We start from the raw sequence: 17,068 nt of genomic DNA, 5'->3' as shown, positions 1-17,068 counted from the left end.
GGATTCCTTTACTGGCAGGCTTCGCAGTCGGGGTCGTCGATGCGGCAGGCGGCGCCTTCGGTGGCCACGAAGTCGACGTCCGGCGCCGGCTTCGGCTCGGGGGCCGGCGAAGGCGACGGCGCCGCGGCCGGGACCGCGGCCGGAGCCGGGGTGGCCGAGACGGCGTTCAGCTTGCCGTCGGTGCCGCGCAGGGTGCTCTTCTCCACGTGCGTCGCGGACTGCGCCCGCAGGTAGTACGTGGTCTTGAGGCCCTTGTGCCACGCGTAGCGGTACAGCTCGTCGAGCTTGCGGCCGCTCGGCGCCGCGATGTACAGGTTCAGCGACTGCGCCTGGTCGATCCACTTCTGGCGCACCGAACCGGCGTCGACGATCCACTTCGACTCGATCTCGAACGCCGTCGCGTACAGCGCCTTCAGGTCGTCCGGCACGCGGTCGATCTGGCCGAGCGAACCGTCGAAGTACTTGAGGTCGCTCACCATGACCTCGTCCCAGAGCCCGCGCTCCTTGAGGCTCTTGACCAGGTGCGGGTTCACCACGGTGAAGTCGCCGGACATGTTCGACTTGACGAACAGGTTCTGGAACAGCGGCTCGATCGACTGGCCGACGCCCGAGATGTTGGAGATCGTCGCGGTCGGCGCGATCGCCATCACGTTCGAGTTGCGCATGCCGACGGTCTTGACGCGCTCGCGCAGCGGCGCCCAGTCGAGCGTCGTGGAGGTGTCGATGTCGAGGCCGTCACCCTGGCGGGCGTCGATGAGCAGCTGCAGCGAGTCGATCGGCAGGATGCCCTTGCTCCACAGCGATCCCTCGAACGACTGGTACTGCCCGCGCTCCTCGGCGAGGTCGGTCGAGGCCGAGATCGCGTAGTAGGAGAGGTGCTCCATGGAGACGTCGGCGAACTTGACGGCCTCTTCGGAGGCGAACGGGACGCCGATCTCGAACAGCGCGTCCTGGAAGCCCATGATGCCCAGGCCCACCGGGCGGTGACGCAGGTTGGAGCGGCGCGCCTCCGGGATCGTGTAGAAGTTGATGTCGATCACGTTGTCCAGCATGCGGACGGCCGTGCGCACGGTCTTCTCGAGGCGCTCGGTGTCCAAACCGGACGGAGTGACGTGCTTGAGCAGGTTCACCGAGCCGAGGTTGCAGACCGCGACCTCGTCGGTGGTGGTGTTCAGCGTGATCTCGGTGCACAGGTTGGACGAGTGCACGACGCCGACGTGCTGCTGCGGCGAGCGCAGGTTGCACGGGTCCTTGAACGTGATCCACGGGTGGCCGGTCTCGAACAGCATGGTCAGCATGCGGCGCCACAGGTCCACCGCGCGCAGGCGGCGGAAGACCTTGATCTCGCCGCGGTCGGCCATCGCCTCGTACTCGCGGTAGCGGGCGGCGAACTCGTTGCCGTAGAGGTCGTGCAGGTCCGGCGTCTCGTTCGGCGAGAACAGCGTCCACTCGCCGTTCGCCTCGACGCGGCGGAGGAACTCGTCCGGCACCCAGTTCGCGGTGTTCATGTCGTGGGTGCGGCGGCGGTCGTCACCGGTGTTCTTGCGCAGGTCGAGGAACTCCTCGATGTCCACGTGCCAGGTCTCGAGGTACGCGCACGCCGCGCCCTTGCGCTTGCCGCCCTGGTTGACCGCGACGGCGGTGTCGTTGGCGATCTTGAGGAACGGCACGACGCCCTGCGACTGGCCGTTGGTGCCCTTGATGTGCGCGCCGAGGCCGCGGACCGGCGTCCAGTCGTTGCCGAGGCCGCCCGAGTACTTCGCCAGCAGCGCGTTGTTCTTGTACGCCTGGAAGATCGAGTCCAGGTCGTCGTCCACCGTGGTCAGGAAGCACGACGACAGCTGCGCGCGAGTGGTGCCCGAGTTGAACAGCGTCGGGGTGGACGCCATGAAGTGGAACGTCGAGAGCAGCTCGTAGAACTCGATCGCGCGGGCTTCGCGGTCGTCCTCGCGGATCGCGAGACCCATGGCGACGCGCATGAAGAACGCCTGCGGCAGCTCGAACCGGGTGCCGTTGTGGTGCTGGAAGTACCGGTCGTACAGGGTCTGCAGGCCGAGGAAGCCGAAGTCGAGGTCGCGCTCGGCGTGGATGGCCGCGGTGATCTTGTCCAGGTCGAAGCGCAGCAGCTCGCCGTCGACCAGCTCCAGCTCGACCGCGCGGCGCAGGTAGGCGCGGAAGTACGCCGGGTACTCGGCGGCCATCTCGTCCTGGCTGGCCTGGCGCGGCTTCTTCGCGAGGTAGCTCAGGGCCTCGCCGCGCAGCTTGTCCAGCAGCAGCCGGGCGGAGACGTAGGAGTAGTTCGGCTCCTGCTCGACCAGCACGCGGGCGGCCAGGACCTGGGCCAGGGCGAGCTCGTCGGCGCTGATGCCGTCGTAGAGGTTGCGCCTGGCTTCGGCCAGCACCGGCTCCGCGGAGACGTCCTCGAGCCCGGCGACGGCCTCGCCCACCACGTGGGAAACGCGGGCCCAGTCGAGCGGGCGCAGGACGCCGTCGGCGCCCTTGACGTTCAGGGCGGACTCGGTCGCGACCGGCTTGGCGGCCTCGCGGGCCTTGCTGCGCTCCTCGCGGTAGAGGACGTAGGCGCGGGCGACCTTGTGGTGCTCGCCGCGCATGAGGGCGAGCTCGACGATGTCCTGGATCTGCTCGATGTGCAGGGCGGTCTCGGGGCCGGCGTGGCGCAGCAGGGTGGTCTCGACCTGCTGGGTCAGCTCCGCGACGACGTGGTGCACGCGGGAGGACGCGGCGGCGTCGCCACCCTCGACCGCGAGGAACGCCTTGGTCAGCGCGACCGAGATCTTCCCGGCGTCGAACGGCGACACGCTGCCGTCCCGCCGGATGACCCGGATCGCGGTGGGTGCGTCGGCGGCGGACGGCCGCTGACCGGTATCGACTGACATGCGTGTCTCCAAGTTTTGGGCGCGTTGGATCGCCGCACGGCCTCACGAGGCCGTGCGCTGCAGGTTCTTCAAAGCTGCCCGGCAGTACTCTGCAGCGGTCTCCCCGTCGCTGGGCCCTCCCGGTCACCAGAGACTACATGTAGGGGTCGACGCTCGCACGGGCCCCAAGGGGTGGCGTGTCGCGCCCTCACCCTGGCGGGTTACGTGATCACCCAGAGGTGCAGTTCAAGAGGTGGGCGCGGGTTTTCGGGGGTACGTTCCAGGGCTGTTTTCCGACGGCAACGGACCGCGGCGGCCGGGTGGTCCGCTGCGGGCGCCGGGAGCCGGAGCGCACCGTCGAAGAAGGCCCGGCGGAGCCGCGGCAGGGACCGCCGGTGCCGGGCGCGAGCGTCGAGCGCCGGAGCACACTCGAAAGAGGGTGCCCGGCGGGCGCGCGTCAGGCGCCGAAGCGCAATCTCGAAGAAGGCAGCTCCAGGCTCGCGACGGGACGTCGCCCGGCGAGGTAGCCCAGCGGGCCGTCCGGGTTGAAGCTCCAGTCCGCCGATGCCGGGCGAGGGCGGATCTTCGCGGCCACCGGGGTGCGCAGGAGGCCGTCGCGTTCCTGGACCACCTCGAACGTCGTCGGCAGCCGCAGGGGCACCGCGGCGCGGCGGGTGAAGGCCGCCGTCGCGATCCAGTCGTCGGCCGTGGCCGCCGTGGCCTGGAACGTGCGGCCGCCCGCGAAGGTCAGCGTGGCCAGGTCCTTCGGGATCGCCCACAGCTCGCGGCCGCCCGCCAGGGACGCCTCGCTGTCCACCCAGATCTCCGTGATGGAACAGGAAACCCGGCGTGCCTTGACCGGCACCGCGGCCAGCAGTTCGTGGTAGGACAGCTCGCCCGGCGGGGTGTAGTCGATCCACGCCGTGAACACCGACGCGTGCCCGGCGATCACCAGCGGCTCGGCGGGAACCGCGGGCAGGTCCGGCACGGGCACGCGCCAGACCGACACCCGGGCGTCGGCGGTCAGGTTCCAGGGCTGCGGTGGGTAGCTGCTCATTTCTCCAACCAGGGCAGGTAACCGGGCAGGTCCTTGTCGACGCGCATGCCGAACGACGGCGGCCGCTTCTGCAGGAACGACAGGACGCCTTCGACGGCGTCCGGGTTCGCGCCCAGGCCGCCGATCAGCTTCGAATCCAGTTCGTGCACCGGGAACGGCGAGCCGGCGCTCGCCATCCGGTAGAGCAGCTGGCGGGTGACCGCGACCGACACCGGCGCGGTGTTCGTGATGATCTCCCGGGCCAGCCTGTACGCCTCGTCGAGCACGGTCCCGGTCGGGAAAACCTGGTGCACCAAGCCCTTTTCCAGGGCTTCGGCCGCAGGGAACACCCGCCCGCTGATCATCCAGTCGAGCGCGGTGCCCATCCCGACGAGCCGGGGGAGGAACCACGCCGACGCGCCCTCGGGGTAGATGCCGCGGCGGGTGAACACGAAGCCGAACCGCGAGTCCTCGGCGGCGAGCCGGTAGTCGCAGGGGAGTGTGATCGTGCTGCCGGCGCCGACCGCCGCGCCGTGCAGGGCCGCGATCACCGGCTTGTTCATCGTGAAGATCCGCTTCGAGCAGCGGCCGGCGGGCTCCTGCCACGCCGCGTCCGGGCCGGTCGCCGGGTCGAAGTCGAAACCACCCTGCGACAGGTCTGCGCCGACGCAGAAGTCCTTGCCCGCGCCGGTCAGCACGACCACCCGGACGTCCTCGTCGCGGTCGGCGCGGTCCATGGCCGCGCCGAGCTCGTCGGCCATCCGGATCGTGTAGCCGTTGCGCGCCTCGGGGCGGTTCAGCGTCACCGTGGCGATCCGGTCCGCGACGGCGTAGGTGGTCTCGGCCATGGCGATGAAACTAAGGCAGTCCGCCACTACTGGCAAGATGTCAATAGTGGGTCCGCAGCGTCCGGGGCGAAACAATCAGGCGTGCTTGATTTTTCCGGCGGCCGGTGCGACGCTGGGCGCCAGGACGCAAGGAGGCGGCGGATGGCGGACCTCGGCGTGATCCTCGGGGATCTCGACGCGGAAACACGGACGATCGACGACGTGGTGGCGAACCTGCCCGCGTCGGACTGGGCGCGGGCGACACCGGCCGCGGGGTGGACGATCGCGCACCAGATCGCGCACCTGGCCTGGACCGACCGGAAGGCCCTGATCGCGGCCGCGCACCCGGAGGACTGGCAGGCCGAGGTCGAGGAGCTGCTCAAGACGGGGGAGACCTACGTCGACGACGGCGCCGCGGCCGGGGCCCAGCGACCACCGCGCGAGATCCTCGAAGACTGGCGTGCCGGGCGAGCCGCCCTCGCCGAAGCCCTCGGCGCGGTGCCGGACGGGCAGAAGCTGCCCTGGTACGGCCCGCCGATGAGCGCGGCTTCGATGGCGACCGCGCGGTTGATGGAGACCTGGGCCCACGGGCAGGACGTCTTCGACACCCTCGGCCTGCGCCGCGAGCCCACCGCCCGCATCTGGCACATCGCCCGCTTCGGCACCCGCACCCGCGACTTCGCCTACAAGGTCAACTCGCTGGCGCCACCGGTCGACGAGTTCCGCGTCGAGCTGGCCGCGCCGGACGGCACCACCTGGGCGTTCGGCCCGGAAGACGCCGAACAGAAGCTCACCGGCAGCGCGCTCGACTTCTGCCTCGTGGTCACGCAGCGACGGCACCCGGACGACACCGACCTGGTCGCGCAGGGCGCCGACGTCGAGGAGTGGTTGACGATCGCGCAGGCCTTCGCCGGACCTCCTGGGGAAGGCCGGAAGCCGGGGCAGTTCGCATGACCTACCGCATCGGCAACGCGTCCGGTTTCTACGGCGACCGGTTCTCCGCCGTACGCGAGATGCTCACCGGCGGCCCCCTCGACGTCCTGACCGGCGATTACCTGGCCGAGCTGACGATGCTCATCCTCGGCCGCGACCGGATGAAGGACGCCAACCGCGGCTACGCCAGGACCTTCCTGCGCCAGATGGAGGAAAACCTCGGGCTGGCGAAGGAAAAGGGCGTCAAGATCGTCGCGAACGCGGGCGGGCTCAACCCGGCCGGGCTCGCGGACGCCCTGCGCGAACTGGCCGCGAAGCTCGGGCTCGACGTCAAGATCGCGCACGTCGAAGGCGACGACCTCGTGGCGCGCGCGGACGAGCTGAGCCTCGGGAAACCGTTGACCGCCAACGCCTACCTCGGTGCGTGGGGGATCGCCGAGTGCCTCAACGCGGGGGCCGACGTCGTCGTGACCGGGCGCGTCACGGACGCCTCGGTGATCGTCGGCCCGGCCGCCGCGCACTACGGCTGGGCCCGCGACGACTACGACGCCCTGGCCGGCGCGGTCGCGGCCGGGCACGTCATCGAATGCGGCGCCCAGGCCACCGGCGGCAACTACGCCTTCTTCACCGAGCACTCCCTGGGCGTGCCCGGCTTCCCGATCGCCGAGATCGAGGCCGACGGCTCCAGTGTCATCACCAAGCACCCGGGCACCGGCGGTGTCGTGAACACGGGCACGGTCACCGCCCAGCTCCTGTACGAGATCACCGGCGCCCGGTACGCCGGACCCGACGTCACCACCCGGTTCGACACGCTCTCGCTGACCGAGGACGGGCCCGACCGCGTCCGCATCTCCGGCGTCCGCGGGGAGGCGCCGCCGCCGACGCTGAAGGTCGCGCTGAACACCCTGGGCGGGTTCCGCAACGAAACGATGTTCGTCCTCACCGGACTCGACATCGAGGCGAAAGCCGCTCTGGTCAGGGACCAGCTCGAACTGTCCTTGAAGGACCGGCCGCCCGCCGAGGTCAAGTGGACACTGGCGCGCACCGACCACGCCGACGCCGACACCGAGCAGACCGCGAGCGCGCTGCTGCACGTCGCCGTCAAGGACGCCGACCCCAAGGTGGCGGGCCGCGCCTTCACCGGCGCCGCGGTCGAACTGGCGCTGGCCAGCTACCCCGGCTTCCACGTCACCGCGCCGCCGTCGGACGCGTCGCCGTTCGGCGTCTACACCGCGGCTTTTGTGGCCGCGGAGGAGGTTCCGCACGTCGCGGTCCTGCCGGACGGCATGCGTGTCGACATAGCGCCACCGGTGTCCACTCGGGACCTGTCCGATGTGGACGAGCCCGCCCTGCCCGAGCCGCTCGACCACGGCCCGGTCCGCCGCGCGCCCTTGGGCACGATCGCCGGGGCGCGCAGCGGGGACAAGGGCGGCAACGCCAACCTCGGCGTCTGGGTGCGGTCCGAAGCGGCCTGGCGGTGGCTGGTGCACCGGCTGACCGTCGCCGAGTTCAAGCTGCTGCTGCCCGAGACCGCCGACCTGCCGGTGACGCGCTACCTGCTGCCGAACCTGCGGGCGATGAACTTCGTCGTCGAGGGCATCCTCGGCGAGGGCGTCGCGTCGCAGGCGCGGTTCGACCCGCAGGCCAAGGCCCTCGGCGAGTGGCTGCGGTCCCGTGAGATCGACATCCCCGAGGTGCTCCTGTGACCGACCCCTTCCGGACGCCCGAACGGGCCGAACTGCGCAAGACCGTGCGGAAGTTCGTCGAGCAGGAGGTCCTGCCGCACCTCGACGACTGGGAGCGCGCCGGCGAGCTGCCGCGCGAGCTGCATCGCACGGCCGGGGACCTCGGCCTGCTCGGCGTCGGCTTCCCCGAAGAGGTCGGCGGCGGCGACGGCAACTACCTGGACGCCCTGGTCATCGCCGAGGAGATGCACTACGCGGGCGGGTCCGGCGGGCTGTTCGCCTCGCTGTTCACCTGCGGCATCGCCGTCCCGCACATCGCCGAGGCCGGCGACCCGGTGCAGGTCGAACGCTGGGTCCGCCCGACGCTCGCCGGGACCAAGATCGGCTCCCTTGCGGTCACCGAGCCGGACGGCGGCTCGGACGTCGCCGGGATCCGCACCACCGCCGTCCGCGAGGGCGACGAGTACGTCATCAACGGCGCCAAGACCTACATCACTTCCGGCTGCCGCGCCGACTTCGTCACGACCGTGGTGCGCACGGGCGGCGACGGCGCGCACGGCATCTCGCTGATCGTCGTCGAGCGCGGGACGCCCGGGTTCACCGTGTCGCGCAAGCTCGAGAAGATGGGCTGGCTCTGCTCCGACACCGCCGAACTGTCCTACGTGGACGTCCGCGTGCCGGTCGAGAACCTCGTCGGCACCGAGAACAGCGGGTTCGCGCAGGTGGCCACCCAGTTCGTCACGGAACGGCTTTCGCTGGCCGTGCAGGCGTATGCGCACGCCCAGCGCGCGCTCGACCTGACGCTGGACTGGTGCCGGCTGCGCGAGACGTTCGGCCGCCCGCTCATCTCGCGGCAGGTCGTGCAGCACAAGCTCACCGAGATGGCGCGTCGCGTGGACGTGGCCCGGACCTACACCCGGCAGGCCGCGATCCGGCACGTCTCGGGCGAAGAAGTCATCGCCGAAGCCTGTTTCGCCAAGAACACCGCCGTTGAAGCCGCCGAATGGGTGGTGAACGAGGCCGTCCAGCTGCACGGCGGGCTCGGCTACATGCGCGAGGCCGAGGTGGAGCGGCACTACCGCGACGTCCGGATCCTCGGCATCGGCGGCGGCACGAACGAGATCCTCACCGGCCTGGCCGCGAAGCGATTGGGATACACCTCGTGACAACCCTGAGGTCCACAGTGGACACGCGGGCCGCCGAGTTCGGCGCCAACCGCGAAGCGATGCTGGAGAAGCTCGCCGAGATCGACGCCGAGCAGGCCAAGGCGGTCGCGGGCGGCGGCGAGAAGTACGTCGAGCGGCACCGCAAGCGCGGCAAGCTCCTCGCCCGCGAGCGGATCGAGCTGCTGCTCGACCAGGACTCGCCGTTCCTCGAGCTGTCGCCGCTGGCCGCGTGGGGCACCGACTACCGCGTCGGCGCGAGCCTGGTCACCGGCATCGGGGTCGTCGAAGGCGTCGAGTGCCTGGTCTCGGCCAGCGACCCGACGGTCAAGGGCGGCGCCAGCAACCCGTGGACGACGAAGAAGTCCTTCCGGGCCGCGGACATCGCCGCGCAGAACCGGCTGCCGTCGATCAACCTCGTCGAGTCCGGCGGCGCGGACCTGCCCACGCAGAAGGAGATCTTCATCCCCGGCGGCCGGATCTTCCGCGACATCACGCGCGCCTCGGCCGCGGGCTGCCCGACGGTCGCACTGGTCTTCGGCAACTCCACCGCCGGTGGGGCCTACCTGCCGGGCATGTCGGACTACGTCGTGATGGTCAAGGAACGCGCGAAGGTGTTCCTCGGCGGGCCGCCGCTGGTCAAGATGGCCACCGGCGAGGAGTCCGACGACGAGTCGCTCGGTGGCGCCGAGATGCACGCGCGGACGTCCGGCCTGGCCGACTACCTGGCCGTCGACGAACAGGACGCGATCCGCCTGGGCCGCAACATCATCAAGCGGCTCAACTGGACCAAGCAGGGGCCGACGCCGAAGCCGGACTACGAAGAGCCGCTGTACGACGCCGAGGACCTGCTCGGCATCGTGCCGCCCGACCTCAAGGTGCCGTTCGACCCGCGCGAGGTGATCGCCCGCGTCGTCGACGGCTCCGACTTCGACGAATTCAAGCCGCTCTACGGCTCGTCGCTCGTCACGGGCTGGGCGAGCATCCACGGCTACCCGGTCGGCATCCTGGCCAACGCCCAGGGCGTGCTGTTCGGCGAGGAGTCGCAGAAGGCCGCGCAGTTCATCCAGCTGGCCAACCAGATCGACACCCCGCTGGTGTTCCTGCACAACACCACCGGCTACATGGTCGGCAAGGAGTACGAGCAGAGCGGCATCATCAAGCACGGCGCGATGATGATCAACGCCGTCTCGAACTCGAAGGTGCCGCACCTGTCCGTCCTCATGGGAGCGTCCTACGGCGCCGGGCACTACGGCATGTGCGGCCGCGCCTACGATCCCCGCTTCCTGTTCGCCTGGCCGAGCGCGAAGTCCGCGGTGATGGGCCCGGCGCAGCTGGCCGGCGTGCTGTCCATCGTGGCCCGCGCGGCCACCGAGGCGCGCGGCCAGGAGTACAACGAGGACAACGACAAGGCCATGCGCGCCATGGTGGAAGGCCAGATCGAGGCCGAGTCGATGCCGATGTTCCTCTCCGGCATGCTCTACGACGACGGCATCATCGACCCGCGCGACACCCGCACGGTGCTGGGGCTGAGCCTGTCCGCGATCCACAATGGACCAGTGAAGGGCGCCGAGGGCTTCGGCGTCTTCCGGATGTGAGTGAGCGATGATCCAGAACCTGCTGGTCGCCAACCGCGGTGAGATCGCCCGCCGCGTCTTCCGCACCTGCCGCGACGCCGGGATCGGCACGGTCGCGGTGTTCTCCGACGCCGATGCCGCCGCGCCGCACGCCCTCGAAGCCGACGCCGCCGTGCGGCTGCCCGGCAACGCGCCGAGCGAGACGTACCTGCGGGCGGAGCTGCTGGTGAAGGCCGCGGCCGACACCGGTGCCGACGCCGTCCACCCCGGCTACGGCTTCCTGTCCGAGAACGCCGCGTTCGCGCGGGCCGTCCTCGATGCCGGGCTCACCTGGGTCGGGCCGCCGCCGGAGGCCATCGAGACCATGGGCTCCAAAGTGGAGTCCAAGCGGCTGATGGCCGCCGCGGGTGTCCCGGTGCTGTCCGAACTGGACCCCGGGAAGGTCACCGCGGAGGACCTGCCGTTGCTGGTCAAGGCGTCCGCCGGTGGTGGCGGACGCGGGATGCGCGTGGTCCGCTCGCTCGACGAGCTGGCCGAGGCGGTGGAAGGCGCGAGCGCCGAGGCCGGGTCCGCGTTCGGCGATCCGACGGTTTTCTGCGAGCGGTACCTGGAAACCGGGCGGCACATCGAGGTCCAGGTGCTCGCCGACCGGCACGGCACGGTGTGGGCGGTGGGGGAGCGGGAGTGCTCGATCCAGCGCCGGCACCAGAAGGTCGTCGAGGAGGCGCCGTCGCCGTTCGTCGACGACGCCATGCGCGAGGAACTGTTCGACGCCGCGCGCAAGGCCGCCCAGGCGATCGACTACGTCGGCGCGGGCACGGTCGAGTTCCTCGCCGGGCCGGACGGCCGGTTCTACTTCCTCGAGATGAACACCCGCCTGCAGGTCGAGCACCCGGTCACCGAGAACGTCACCGGCCTCGACCTGGTCGCCCTGCAGCTGCGGGTCGCCGAGGGTGAGCGGCTGCCCGCCGGCCCGCCGCCGACCGGGGGGCACTCCATCGAGGTCCGGCTCTACGCCGAAGACCCGGCCGCGGGCTGGCAGCCGCAGAGCGGCACGCTGCACACGTTCGAAGTGCCCGGCGTGGACCGTGCGTTCACCCACGGGCCGGGGCTGCGGCTGGACTCCGGGTTCGAGACCGGCTCGGTGGTGGGTGTCCACTACGACCCGATGCTCGCCAAGGTGATCACCTGGGCGCCGACCCGCGCCGAGGCCGCCCGCCGGCTCGCGAAGGCCCTCGCGGCCACGAAGATCCACGGCGTCGTCACCAACCGCGACCTGCTGGTGAACATCCTCCGTCACGAAGCCTTCCTGGCGGGCGAGACCGACACGGCGTTCTTCGACCGCCACGGCCTCGGCACCCTGGCCGCGCCGCTGGCCACAGTGGACACCGAGCGGCTGTCCGCGCTCGCCGCCGCGTTGGCCGACGCGGCGGGAAACCGGGCCTCGGCGACCACGCAGCGCAGGCTGCCCAGCGGCTGGCGCAACGTCCGCTCGGCCGGGCAGCGCAAGGTCTTCACGGCGGGTGACCGCGAGTACGAAGTCAGCTACTCCCTCACCCGGGACGGGCTGAAGGCCGACGGTTACGAAGCCGAGCTGGTCAAGGCCGAACCGGGGCGGGTCGTGCTGGACGTCGCCGGGGTGCGGCGCGTCTTCGACGTCGCCCGCCACGACGGGGTGTCCTACGTGGACTCACCGCTCGGGTCGGTGGCACTCAGGGCCGAGCCGCGGTTCGCCGACCCGGACGCGGCCCTGGCCGCGGGGTCGCTGGTCGCGCCGATGCCGGGCACGGTCGTCCGGCTCGCGGTGCAGGCCGGGGACCCCGTGAAGGCGGGCGACCCGTTGCTGTGGCTCGAAGCGATGAAGATGGAACACCGGATCGCCGCGCCCGCCGACGGCGTGGTCGCGGAACTGCCGGTGACAGTGGGACAGCAGGTCGAAGTGGGCACGATCCTCGCGGTGGTGGGAGAAGCAGAATGAACGCGATGAACTTCATCGAGCCGGAGGAGCGGATCGCGCTTCGCAAGGCCGTCGCCGAGCTCGGCGCCAAGTACGGGCACGAGTACTACGCGAAGAAGGCCCGTGCGGACGAGAAGACGCACGAGCTGTGGGACGAGGCCGGGCGCCTCGGCTACCTCGGCGTCAACATCCCCGAGGAGTACGGCGGCGGGGGCGCGGGCATCGCCGACCTCGCCGCGGTGCTCGAAGAACTGGCCGCCGCGGGCTCGCCGCTGCTGCTCATGGTCGTCTCGCCGGCCATCTGCGGCACCGTGATCTCCCGCTTCGGCACCGACGAGCAGAAGAAGCAGTGGCTGCCCGGCATCGCCAACGGCACCAAGCGGATGGTCTTCGCGATCACCGAGCCGGACGCCGGGTCCAACTCGCACAAGATCACCACCACCGCCAAGCGCGACGGCGACGGGTGGGTCCTCAGTGGACGCAAGGTGTACATCTCCGGCGTCGACGAGGCCGACGCCGTGCTCATCGTCGGCCGCATGGAGGACTCGAAGACCGGCAAGCTCAAGCCGGCGCTGTTCATCCTGCCGACGAACACCGAGGGCTTCGAGTACACGAAGATCCCGATGGACATCGTCGCGCCGGAGAACCAGTTCTCGCTGTTCCTCGACGACGTCAAGCTCCCGGCCGAGGCGCTGGTCGGCGAGGAGGACGCGGCGATCGCGCAGCTGTTCGCGGGCCTCAACCCCGAACGCATCATGGGCGCGTCGTTCTCCCTCGGCATCGCCCGCTACGCGCTGGCCAAGGCCGTCTCCTACGCCAACCAGCGCCAGGTCTGGGGCACGCCGATCGGCGCCCACCAGGGTCTCGCGCACCCGCTGGCCGAGATCAAGGTCGAGCTGGAACTGGCGAAGCTGATGACGCAGAAGGCCGCGTCGCTCTACGACTCCGGCGACGACTTCGGCGCGGGGGAGTCGGCCAACATGGCCAAGTACGCCGCCGCCGAGGTCGCCATCCGCGCGACCGACCAGGCCGTGCAGACCCACGGCGGCAACGGCCTCGCCACCGAGTACGGCCTCGGCACGCTGGTCACGGCGGTGCGGCTCGGCCGGATCGCCCCGGTCAGCCGCGAGATGGTGCTCAACTTCGTCGGCCAGCACAGCCTCGGCCTCCCCAAGTCCTACTAGGAGGGTCGATATGTCCACACTGGACGGCAAGACGATCATCATGTCCGGCGGCAGCCGGGGCATCGGCGAGGCGATCGCACTCCGGGCCGCCGCCGACGGGGCGAACGTCGCCCTGCTGGCCAAGACGGCCGAACCGCACCCGAAGCTGCCCGGCACGATCTACACGGCGGCCGAGGCGATCGAGAAGGCCGGGGGGCACGCGCTGCCCATCCTCGGCGACGTCCGCGACGACGACGGGGTCGCCGCGGCCGTGGCCAAGACGGTCGAACAGTTCGGCGGCATCGACATCGTCGTCAACAACGCCAGCGCGATCGACCTGACGCCGACCGAGCACGTCAGCATGAAGCGCTACGACCTCATGCAGGACATCAACGCGCGCGGCACGTTCCTGCTGTCCAAGCTGGCCATCCCGCACCTGAAGAAGGCGGCGAACGCGCACATCCTGACGCTCTCGCCGCCGATCAGCCTCGACGAGAAGTGGTTCACCGCCGGGCACCTCGCGTACAGCATCGCGAAGTACTCGATGAGCCTGGTGACCGTCGGGCTCGCGGCCGAGCTGAAGAAGGACGGCGTCGCGGTCAACTCGCTCTGGCCGCGCACGACGATCGACACGGCGGCGATCCGCAACGTCGTCGGGGCCGAGCTGGCCGACCGCAGCCGGACGCCGGAGATCATGGCCGACGCCGCGTACGCGATCCTCACCAAGCCGAGCCGCGAGGTCACCGGGAACTTCTTCCTCGACGACGAGGTGCTGCGCGCCGAGGGGGTCACCGACTTCGCGAAGTACCGGATCGGCGGCTCGGAGGAAGACCTCCAGCTCGACTTCTGGGTCGACCCGGCTTGACCGGCGTCCGCGAACCCCAGCAGGAACGCAGCCGCACCACGCGGCGGCGGCTGATCGAGGCCGCGCTCGACAGCTTCGGCGAGCGCGGCTGGCACGGCGTCACGGTGGCCGGCATCGCCGAGCGCGCGGGCGTCTCCCGCGGCGCGGCCCAGCACCACTTCCCGACGCGGGAGGACCTCGTGGTGGCGGCGGTCGACCTGCTCGGCCAGTCCCAGATCGACGAGCTGCGGGCGCAGGCCGCGGACCTGCCGAGCGGCGCGTCCCGCATCGAGCGCGTCGTCGAGATGGTGCTGAACCTCTACACGGGCCCGCTGTTCCGCGCGGCCCTGCAGCTCTGGTCGGTCGCGGCGACCGACGACGCCCTGCGCGCCGTACTGGTGCCGCTGGAGGCCCGGGTCGGCCGGGAAGCGCACCGGGTGGCGGTGGAGCTGCTGGGCGTCGACGAGTCCCGCCCGGGCGTCCGCGAACTGGTCCAGGCCACCCTCGACCTGGGCCGCGGCCTGGGCCTGGCGAACCTGCTGACCGACGACACGCGGCGGCGGCGCCAGATCGTCCGGGAGTGGGCCCGCACCCTCGAGCTGCGGCTGAACTGAGGGGCGCGCTCCGCCGTTCGCGACGCCCGTGCCGCCTGTCGGCGCAGCTCGCACACCGTTCGGCGCGTCTTCGGCGTGCCGCGGAACCTCACCCGTGGTCAAAGCGTCATAGTGCTGTAAGTAACACAATCGGCCCAATGGGCGAATGACTATTAGTAGCGGATCTCAGAGGAAGGCAGTCCGGTGTCCGGTTCAGGAGTCGAGCTCACCCACCGCGCGATGGCGATGCTGAAGGCGGTGGCAGCAGGCCGCGCGCAGATGTCGTGCAGCTGCGAGCCCGACCTCTTCATCGACGGATTCGCCTGTTGCGATCAGATCACGGCCCACGCGCTGGCCCACGGCGGCTACCTGCGGCCCGCGGTCGAAGGCGCCACCGGCCGCGTCCCGGCCGAGCTGACCGAGGCCGGCCGTGCCGCGCTGGAGATCACCGCCGCCGCCTGACCGGCCGCATCCGATGTCACGCACTGTCGTGACGTCGAACAGGTGTTCGAATTCCCATGGCTCGCCCGACCTGGCAGGCTTGAGCCATGGCGGAACCCCCACCACCAGTGGACAACGAGGCGACGGTCTTCCTCCCGAAGGAACTGCGCGGCCCGCACTGGCCGACCCGTGACCTGGACCTTTCCCGGCGGCCCTACGACGAGTTCGCCACCCAGATCGTCGCCCGGCCGCCCGCCTCGCCCGTCACCGCCGGCCGCGGGGAAGGCGCCGGCTCGTCGCTGGCCCGTTCGAGCGGCCGGATGGCCGTCGCCTCGACCGTCAGCCGGATCACCGGGTTCGTCGCGAAGCTGCTGCTGGCCGCGGTGGTCGGGACCAGGGTCGTCAACGACTCCTTCACCGTCGCGAACACGCTGCCCAACATCGTCTTCGAACTGCTCTTCGGCGGCGTGCTCGCCAGCGTCGTCGTGCCGCTGCTCGTCCGCTCCCAGGACGACCCGGACGGCGGGCGTGCCTACACGCAGCGCCTGATCACCATGGGGCTCGTGCTGCTCACGGTCGGGACGGCCGTCGCGGTCGCGATCGCGCCGCTGTTCACCGCGCTCTACGTCGACAAGTCCTCTCCGACCGCCAACCCCGCCCTCACCACCGCGCTGGCCTACCTGCTGCTGCCGCAGATCCTGTTCTACGGCCTCTTCGCGCTGCTCTCGGCGATCCTCAACGCCCAGAACGTCTTCGGCCCGCCGGCCTGGGCGCCGGTGCTGAACAACGTCGTCGTCACCGCCACGCTCGTCGTGTTCGCGCTGATGCCGGGGGAGCTGACGCTCGACCCGGTCCGGATGAGCGACCCGAAGCTGCTCGTGCTCGGCCTCGGCACCACGCTCGGCATCGTCGTGCAGGCGGTCGTGCTGATCCCGGCGTTGCTGCGCACCGGGTTCCGCTTCCGCTGGCGCTGGGGCTTCGACCCGCGCATCAAGGAGTTCGGCGGGCTCGCCGCGTGGATCCTCGGCTACGTCGTGGTGAGCCACGTCGGGTTCGTCGTGACGACCCGGGTGCTGACCGGCGGGACCAGCGGTGGCGTGACCGCCTACAGCTACGCGTCGCTGCTTTTCCAGCTGCCGTACGGCATCCTCGGCGTCTCCCTGCTGACGGCGCTCATGCCGCGGATGAGCCGCGCGGCCGCGGACGGCGACACCGTCGCGCTCGTCGGCGACCTCTCCCTGGCCTCCCGCATCTCGACGGTGCTCTTCGTGCCGATTTCGGCGGTGCTGGCCGTCGTCGGCACGCCGGTCGGCATCGCGATCTTCACCTGGGGCCGCGGCACCCTCGACGACGCCGAGCGGCTCGGCCAGACCCTCGCGGTCTCCGCCGTCGGCCTGCTGCCCTTCGCGCTCGTCATGTTGCAGCTGCGCGTGTTCTACGCGATGAAGGACGCGCGCACGCCCACCCTGATCATGCTCGTGATGACCGCCGTGAAGATCCCGCTGCTGTTCCTGTGCCGCGGCCTGCTCGACGGCGAGCACATCGTCTACGGCGTGATGCTCGTGAACGGCGCCGGGTTCGTCGTCGGCGCCGTGCTCGGGCAGGTCTGGCTGTGGGTCCGGCTGGGGCACCTGCGGAGCAAGCGGTCCCTGCGGGTCGGGCTGATCACGCTCTCCGCGAGCGCGCTCGGCGTCGGGGCCGCGGTGCTCGCCGGCTACGCCGTGCCCGGCTCGCTCGGTGCGATCCCCGCCGCCTGGGTGAAACTGCCGGTCCAGACCTTGCTCGGGATGGCCGTCCCGTTCGGGGTGCTGGCCCTGGCGAAGCTCCCGGAGTTCACCCCGGTGACCCGCCGCGTGGGCGGTCTCCTGCGGCGGTTCGCCGCTCGTTGACGACTACGGCCGGGAGGCCGATCCGGTTGTCTCGAAACGGTAACGAGACCGCTGCGATCAGCGCGTTTACAATTCCGGCGCCGC

The 17,068-nt window shown here is 70.8% G+C and carries 13 protein-coding genes; 10 read left to right on the top strand and 3 right to left on the bottom strand.

The genetic code is table 11. The annotated features are described in order from the left end of the window. Window positions 1-8: 8 nt before the first annotated feature. From ACYVLJ_RS12495 to ACYVLJ_RS12485, 3 genes are all read right to left on the bottom strand, one after another. The gene (locus tag ACYVLJ_RS12495; RefSeq protein ID WP_460438757.1) at window positions 9-2,897 is read right to left on the bottom strand and encodes a ribonucleoside-diphosphate reductase subunit alpha; all 2,889 of its coding nucleotides are present in this window, start codon (window positions 2,895-2,897) and stop codon (window positions 9-11) included. Between the two features lie 436 nt (window positions 2,898-3,333). Next, entirely contained in the window at window positions 3,334-3,933 is a 600-nt protein-coding gene (locus ACYVLJ_RS12490) for an acetoacetate decarboxylase family protein (protein WP_460438756.1), read from the bottom strand. After that, window positions 3,930-4,760 (bottom strand): enoyl-CoA hydratase-related protein, encoded by an 831-nt coding sequence (locus ACYVLJ_RS12485; RefSeq protein WP_451975706.1) that lies wholly within the window; start codon window positions 4,758-4,760, stop codon window positions 3,930-3,932. The genes ACYVLJ_RS12490 and ACYVLJ_RS12485 overlap by 4 nt, the downstream gene beginning before the upstream one ends. Window positions 4,761-4,901: 141 nt before the next feature. Here ACYVLJ_RS12485 and ACYVLJ_RS12480 point away from each other — a divergent pair, with 141 nt between their 5' ends. The 10 genes from ACYVLJ_RS12480 (at window position 4,902) to murJ (ending at window position 16,984) form a co-directional block, all read left to right on the top strand. Then, the gene (locus ACYVLJ_RS12480) at window positions 4,902-5,693 is read left to right on the top strand and encodes a TIGR03084 family protein (protein ID WP_460438755.1); all 792 of its coding nucleotides are present in this window, start codon (window positions 4,902-4,904) and stop codon (window positions 5,691-5,693) included. Further along, window positions 5,690-7,378: an acyclic terpene utilization AtuA family protein gene (locus ACYVLJ_RS12475; RefSeq protein WP_460438754.1), complete on the top strand. Its 1,689-nt coding sequence runs from the start codon at window positions 5,690-5,692 to the stop codon at window positions 7,376-7,378. Before ACYVLJ_RS12480 ends, ACYVLJ_RS12475 begins: the two co-directional genes overlap by 4 nt. Continuing rightward, window positions 7,375-8,523, top strand: a complete 1,149-nt coding sequence (locus ACYVLJ_RS12470; protein ID WP_451975714.1) for an acyl-CoA dehydrogenase family protein — start codon at window positions 7,375-7,377, stop codon at window positions 8,521-8,523. Before ACYVLJ_RS12475 ends, ACYVLJ_RS12470 begins: the two co-directional genes overlap by 4 nt. Beyond that, on the top strand, window positions 8,520-10,118 hold the full coding sequence (locus ACYVLJ_RS12465; RefSeq protein WP_460438753.1) for an acyl-CoA carboxylase subunit beta: 1,599 nt from the start codon (window positions 8,520-8,522) through the stop codon (window positions 10,116-10,118). Before ACYVLJ_RS12470 ends, ACYVLJ_RS12465 begins: the two co-directional genes overlap by 4 nt. Window positions 10,119-10,125: 7 nt before the next feature. Then, window positions 10,126-12,075 (top strand): acetyl/propionyl/methylcrotonyl-CoA carboxylase subunit alpha, encoded by a 1,950-nt coding sequence (locus tag ACYVLJ_RS12460; protein WP_460438752.1) that lies wholly within the window; start codon window positions 10,126-10,128, stop codon window positions 12,073-12,075. After that, window positions 12,072-13,238 (top strand): acyl-CoA dehydrogenase family protein, encoded by a 1,167-nt coding sequence (locus ACYVLJ_RS12455; protein WP_460438751.1) that lies wholly within the window; start codon window positions 12,072-12,074, stop codon window positions 13,236-13,238. Before ACYVLJ_RS12460 ends, ACYVLJ_RS12455 begins: the two co-directional genes overlap by 4 nt. Window positions 13,239-13,248: 10 nt before the next feature. Further along, window positions 13,249-14,082, top strand: a complete 834-nt coding sequence (locus tag ACYVLJ_RS12450) for an SDR family oxidoreductase (RefSeq protein ID WP_460438750.1) — start codon at window positions 13,249-13,251, stop codon at window positions 14,080-14,082. Beyond that, window positions 14,079-14,675, top strand: coding sequence for a TetR/AcrR family transcriptional regulator (locus ACYVLJ_RS12445; protein ID WP_451975728.1), 597 nt, complete (start codon window positions 14,079-14,081; stop codon window positions 14,673-14,675). Before ACYVLJ_RS12450 ends, ACYVLJ_RS12445 begins: the two co-directional genes overlap by 4 nt. A gap of 183 nt (window positions 14,676-14,858) precedes the next feature. Beyond that, on the top strand, window positions 14,859-15,116 hold the full coding sequence (locus ACYVLJ_RS12440; protein WP_460438749.1) for a hypothetical protein: 258 nt from the start codon (window positions 14,859-14,861) through the stop codon (window positions 15,114-15,116). 86 nt (window positions 15,117-15,202) lie between these two features. Beyond that, window positions 15,203-16,984, top strand: coding sequence for a murein biosynthesis integral membrane protein MurJ (gene murJ / locus ACYVLJ_RS12435; RefSeq protein WP_451975734.1), 1,782 nt, complete (start codon window positions 15,203-15,205; stop codon window positions 16,982-16,984). Window positions 16,985-17,068: the final 84 nt, after the last annotated feature.

This window comes from Amycolatopsis stemonae (assembly GCF_054781455.1).
Note: the sequence above shows the minus strand (reverse complement) of the source record. Positions and strands in the feature narration are given on the sequence as shown.

What these genes read in the sequence shown, in the direction of transcription:
- ACYVLJ_RS12495 (WP_460438757.1), bottom strand. Translation starts at nt 2,897, where the DNA reads ATGTCAGTCGATACCGGTCAGCGGCCGTCCGCCGCCGACGCACCCACC.
- ACYVLJ_RS12490 (WP_460438756.1), bottom strand. Translation starts at nt 3,933, where the DNA reads ATGAGCAGCTACCCACCGCAGCCCTGGAACCTGACCGCCGACGCCCGG.
- ACYVLJ_RS12485 (WP_451975706.1), bottom strand. Translation starts at nt 4,760, where the DNA reads ATGGCCGAGACCACCTACGCCGTCGCGGACCGGATCGCCACGGTGACG.
- ACYVLJ_RS12480 (WP_460438755.1), top strand. Translation starts at nt 4,902, where the DNA reads ATGGCGGACCTCGGCGTGATCCTCGGGGATCTCGACGCGGAAACACGG.
- ACYVLJ_RS12475 (WP_460438754.1), top strand. Translation starts at nt 5,690, where the DNA reads ATGACCTACCGCATCGGCAACGCGTCCGGTTTCTACGGCGACCGGTTC.
- ACYVLJ_RS12460 (WP_460438752.1), top strand. Translation starts at nt 10,126, where the DNA reads ATGATCCAGAACCTGCTGGTCGCCAACCGCGGTGAGATCGCCCGCCGC.
- ACYVLJ_RS12455 (WP_460438751.1), top strand. Translation starts at nt 12,072, where the DNA reads ATGAACGCGATGAACTTCATCGAGCCGGAGGAGCGGATCGCGCTTCGC.
- ACYVLJ_RS12450 (WP_460438750.1), top strand. Translation starts at nt 13,249, where the DNA reads ATGTCCACACTGGACGGCAAGACGATCATCATGTCCGGCGGCAGCCGG.
- murJ (WP_451975734.1), top strand. Translation starts at nt 15,203, where the DNA reads ATGGCGGAACCCCCACCACCAGTGGACAACGAGGCGACGGTCTTCCTC.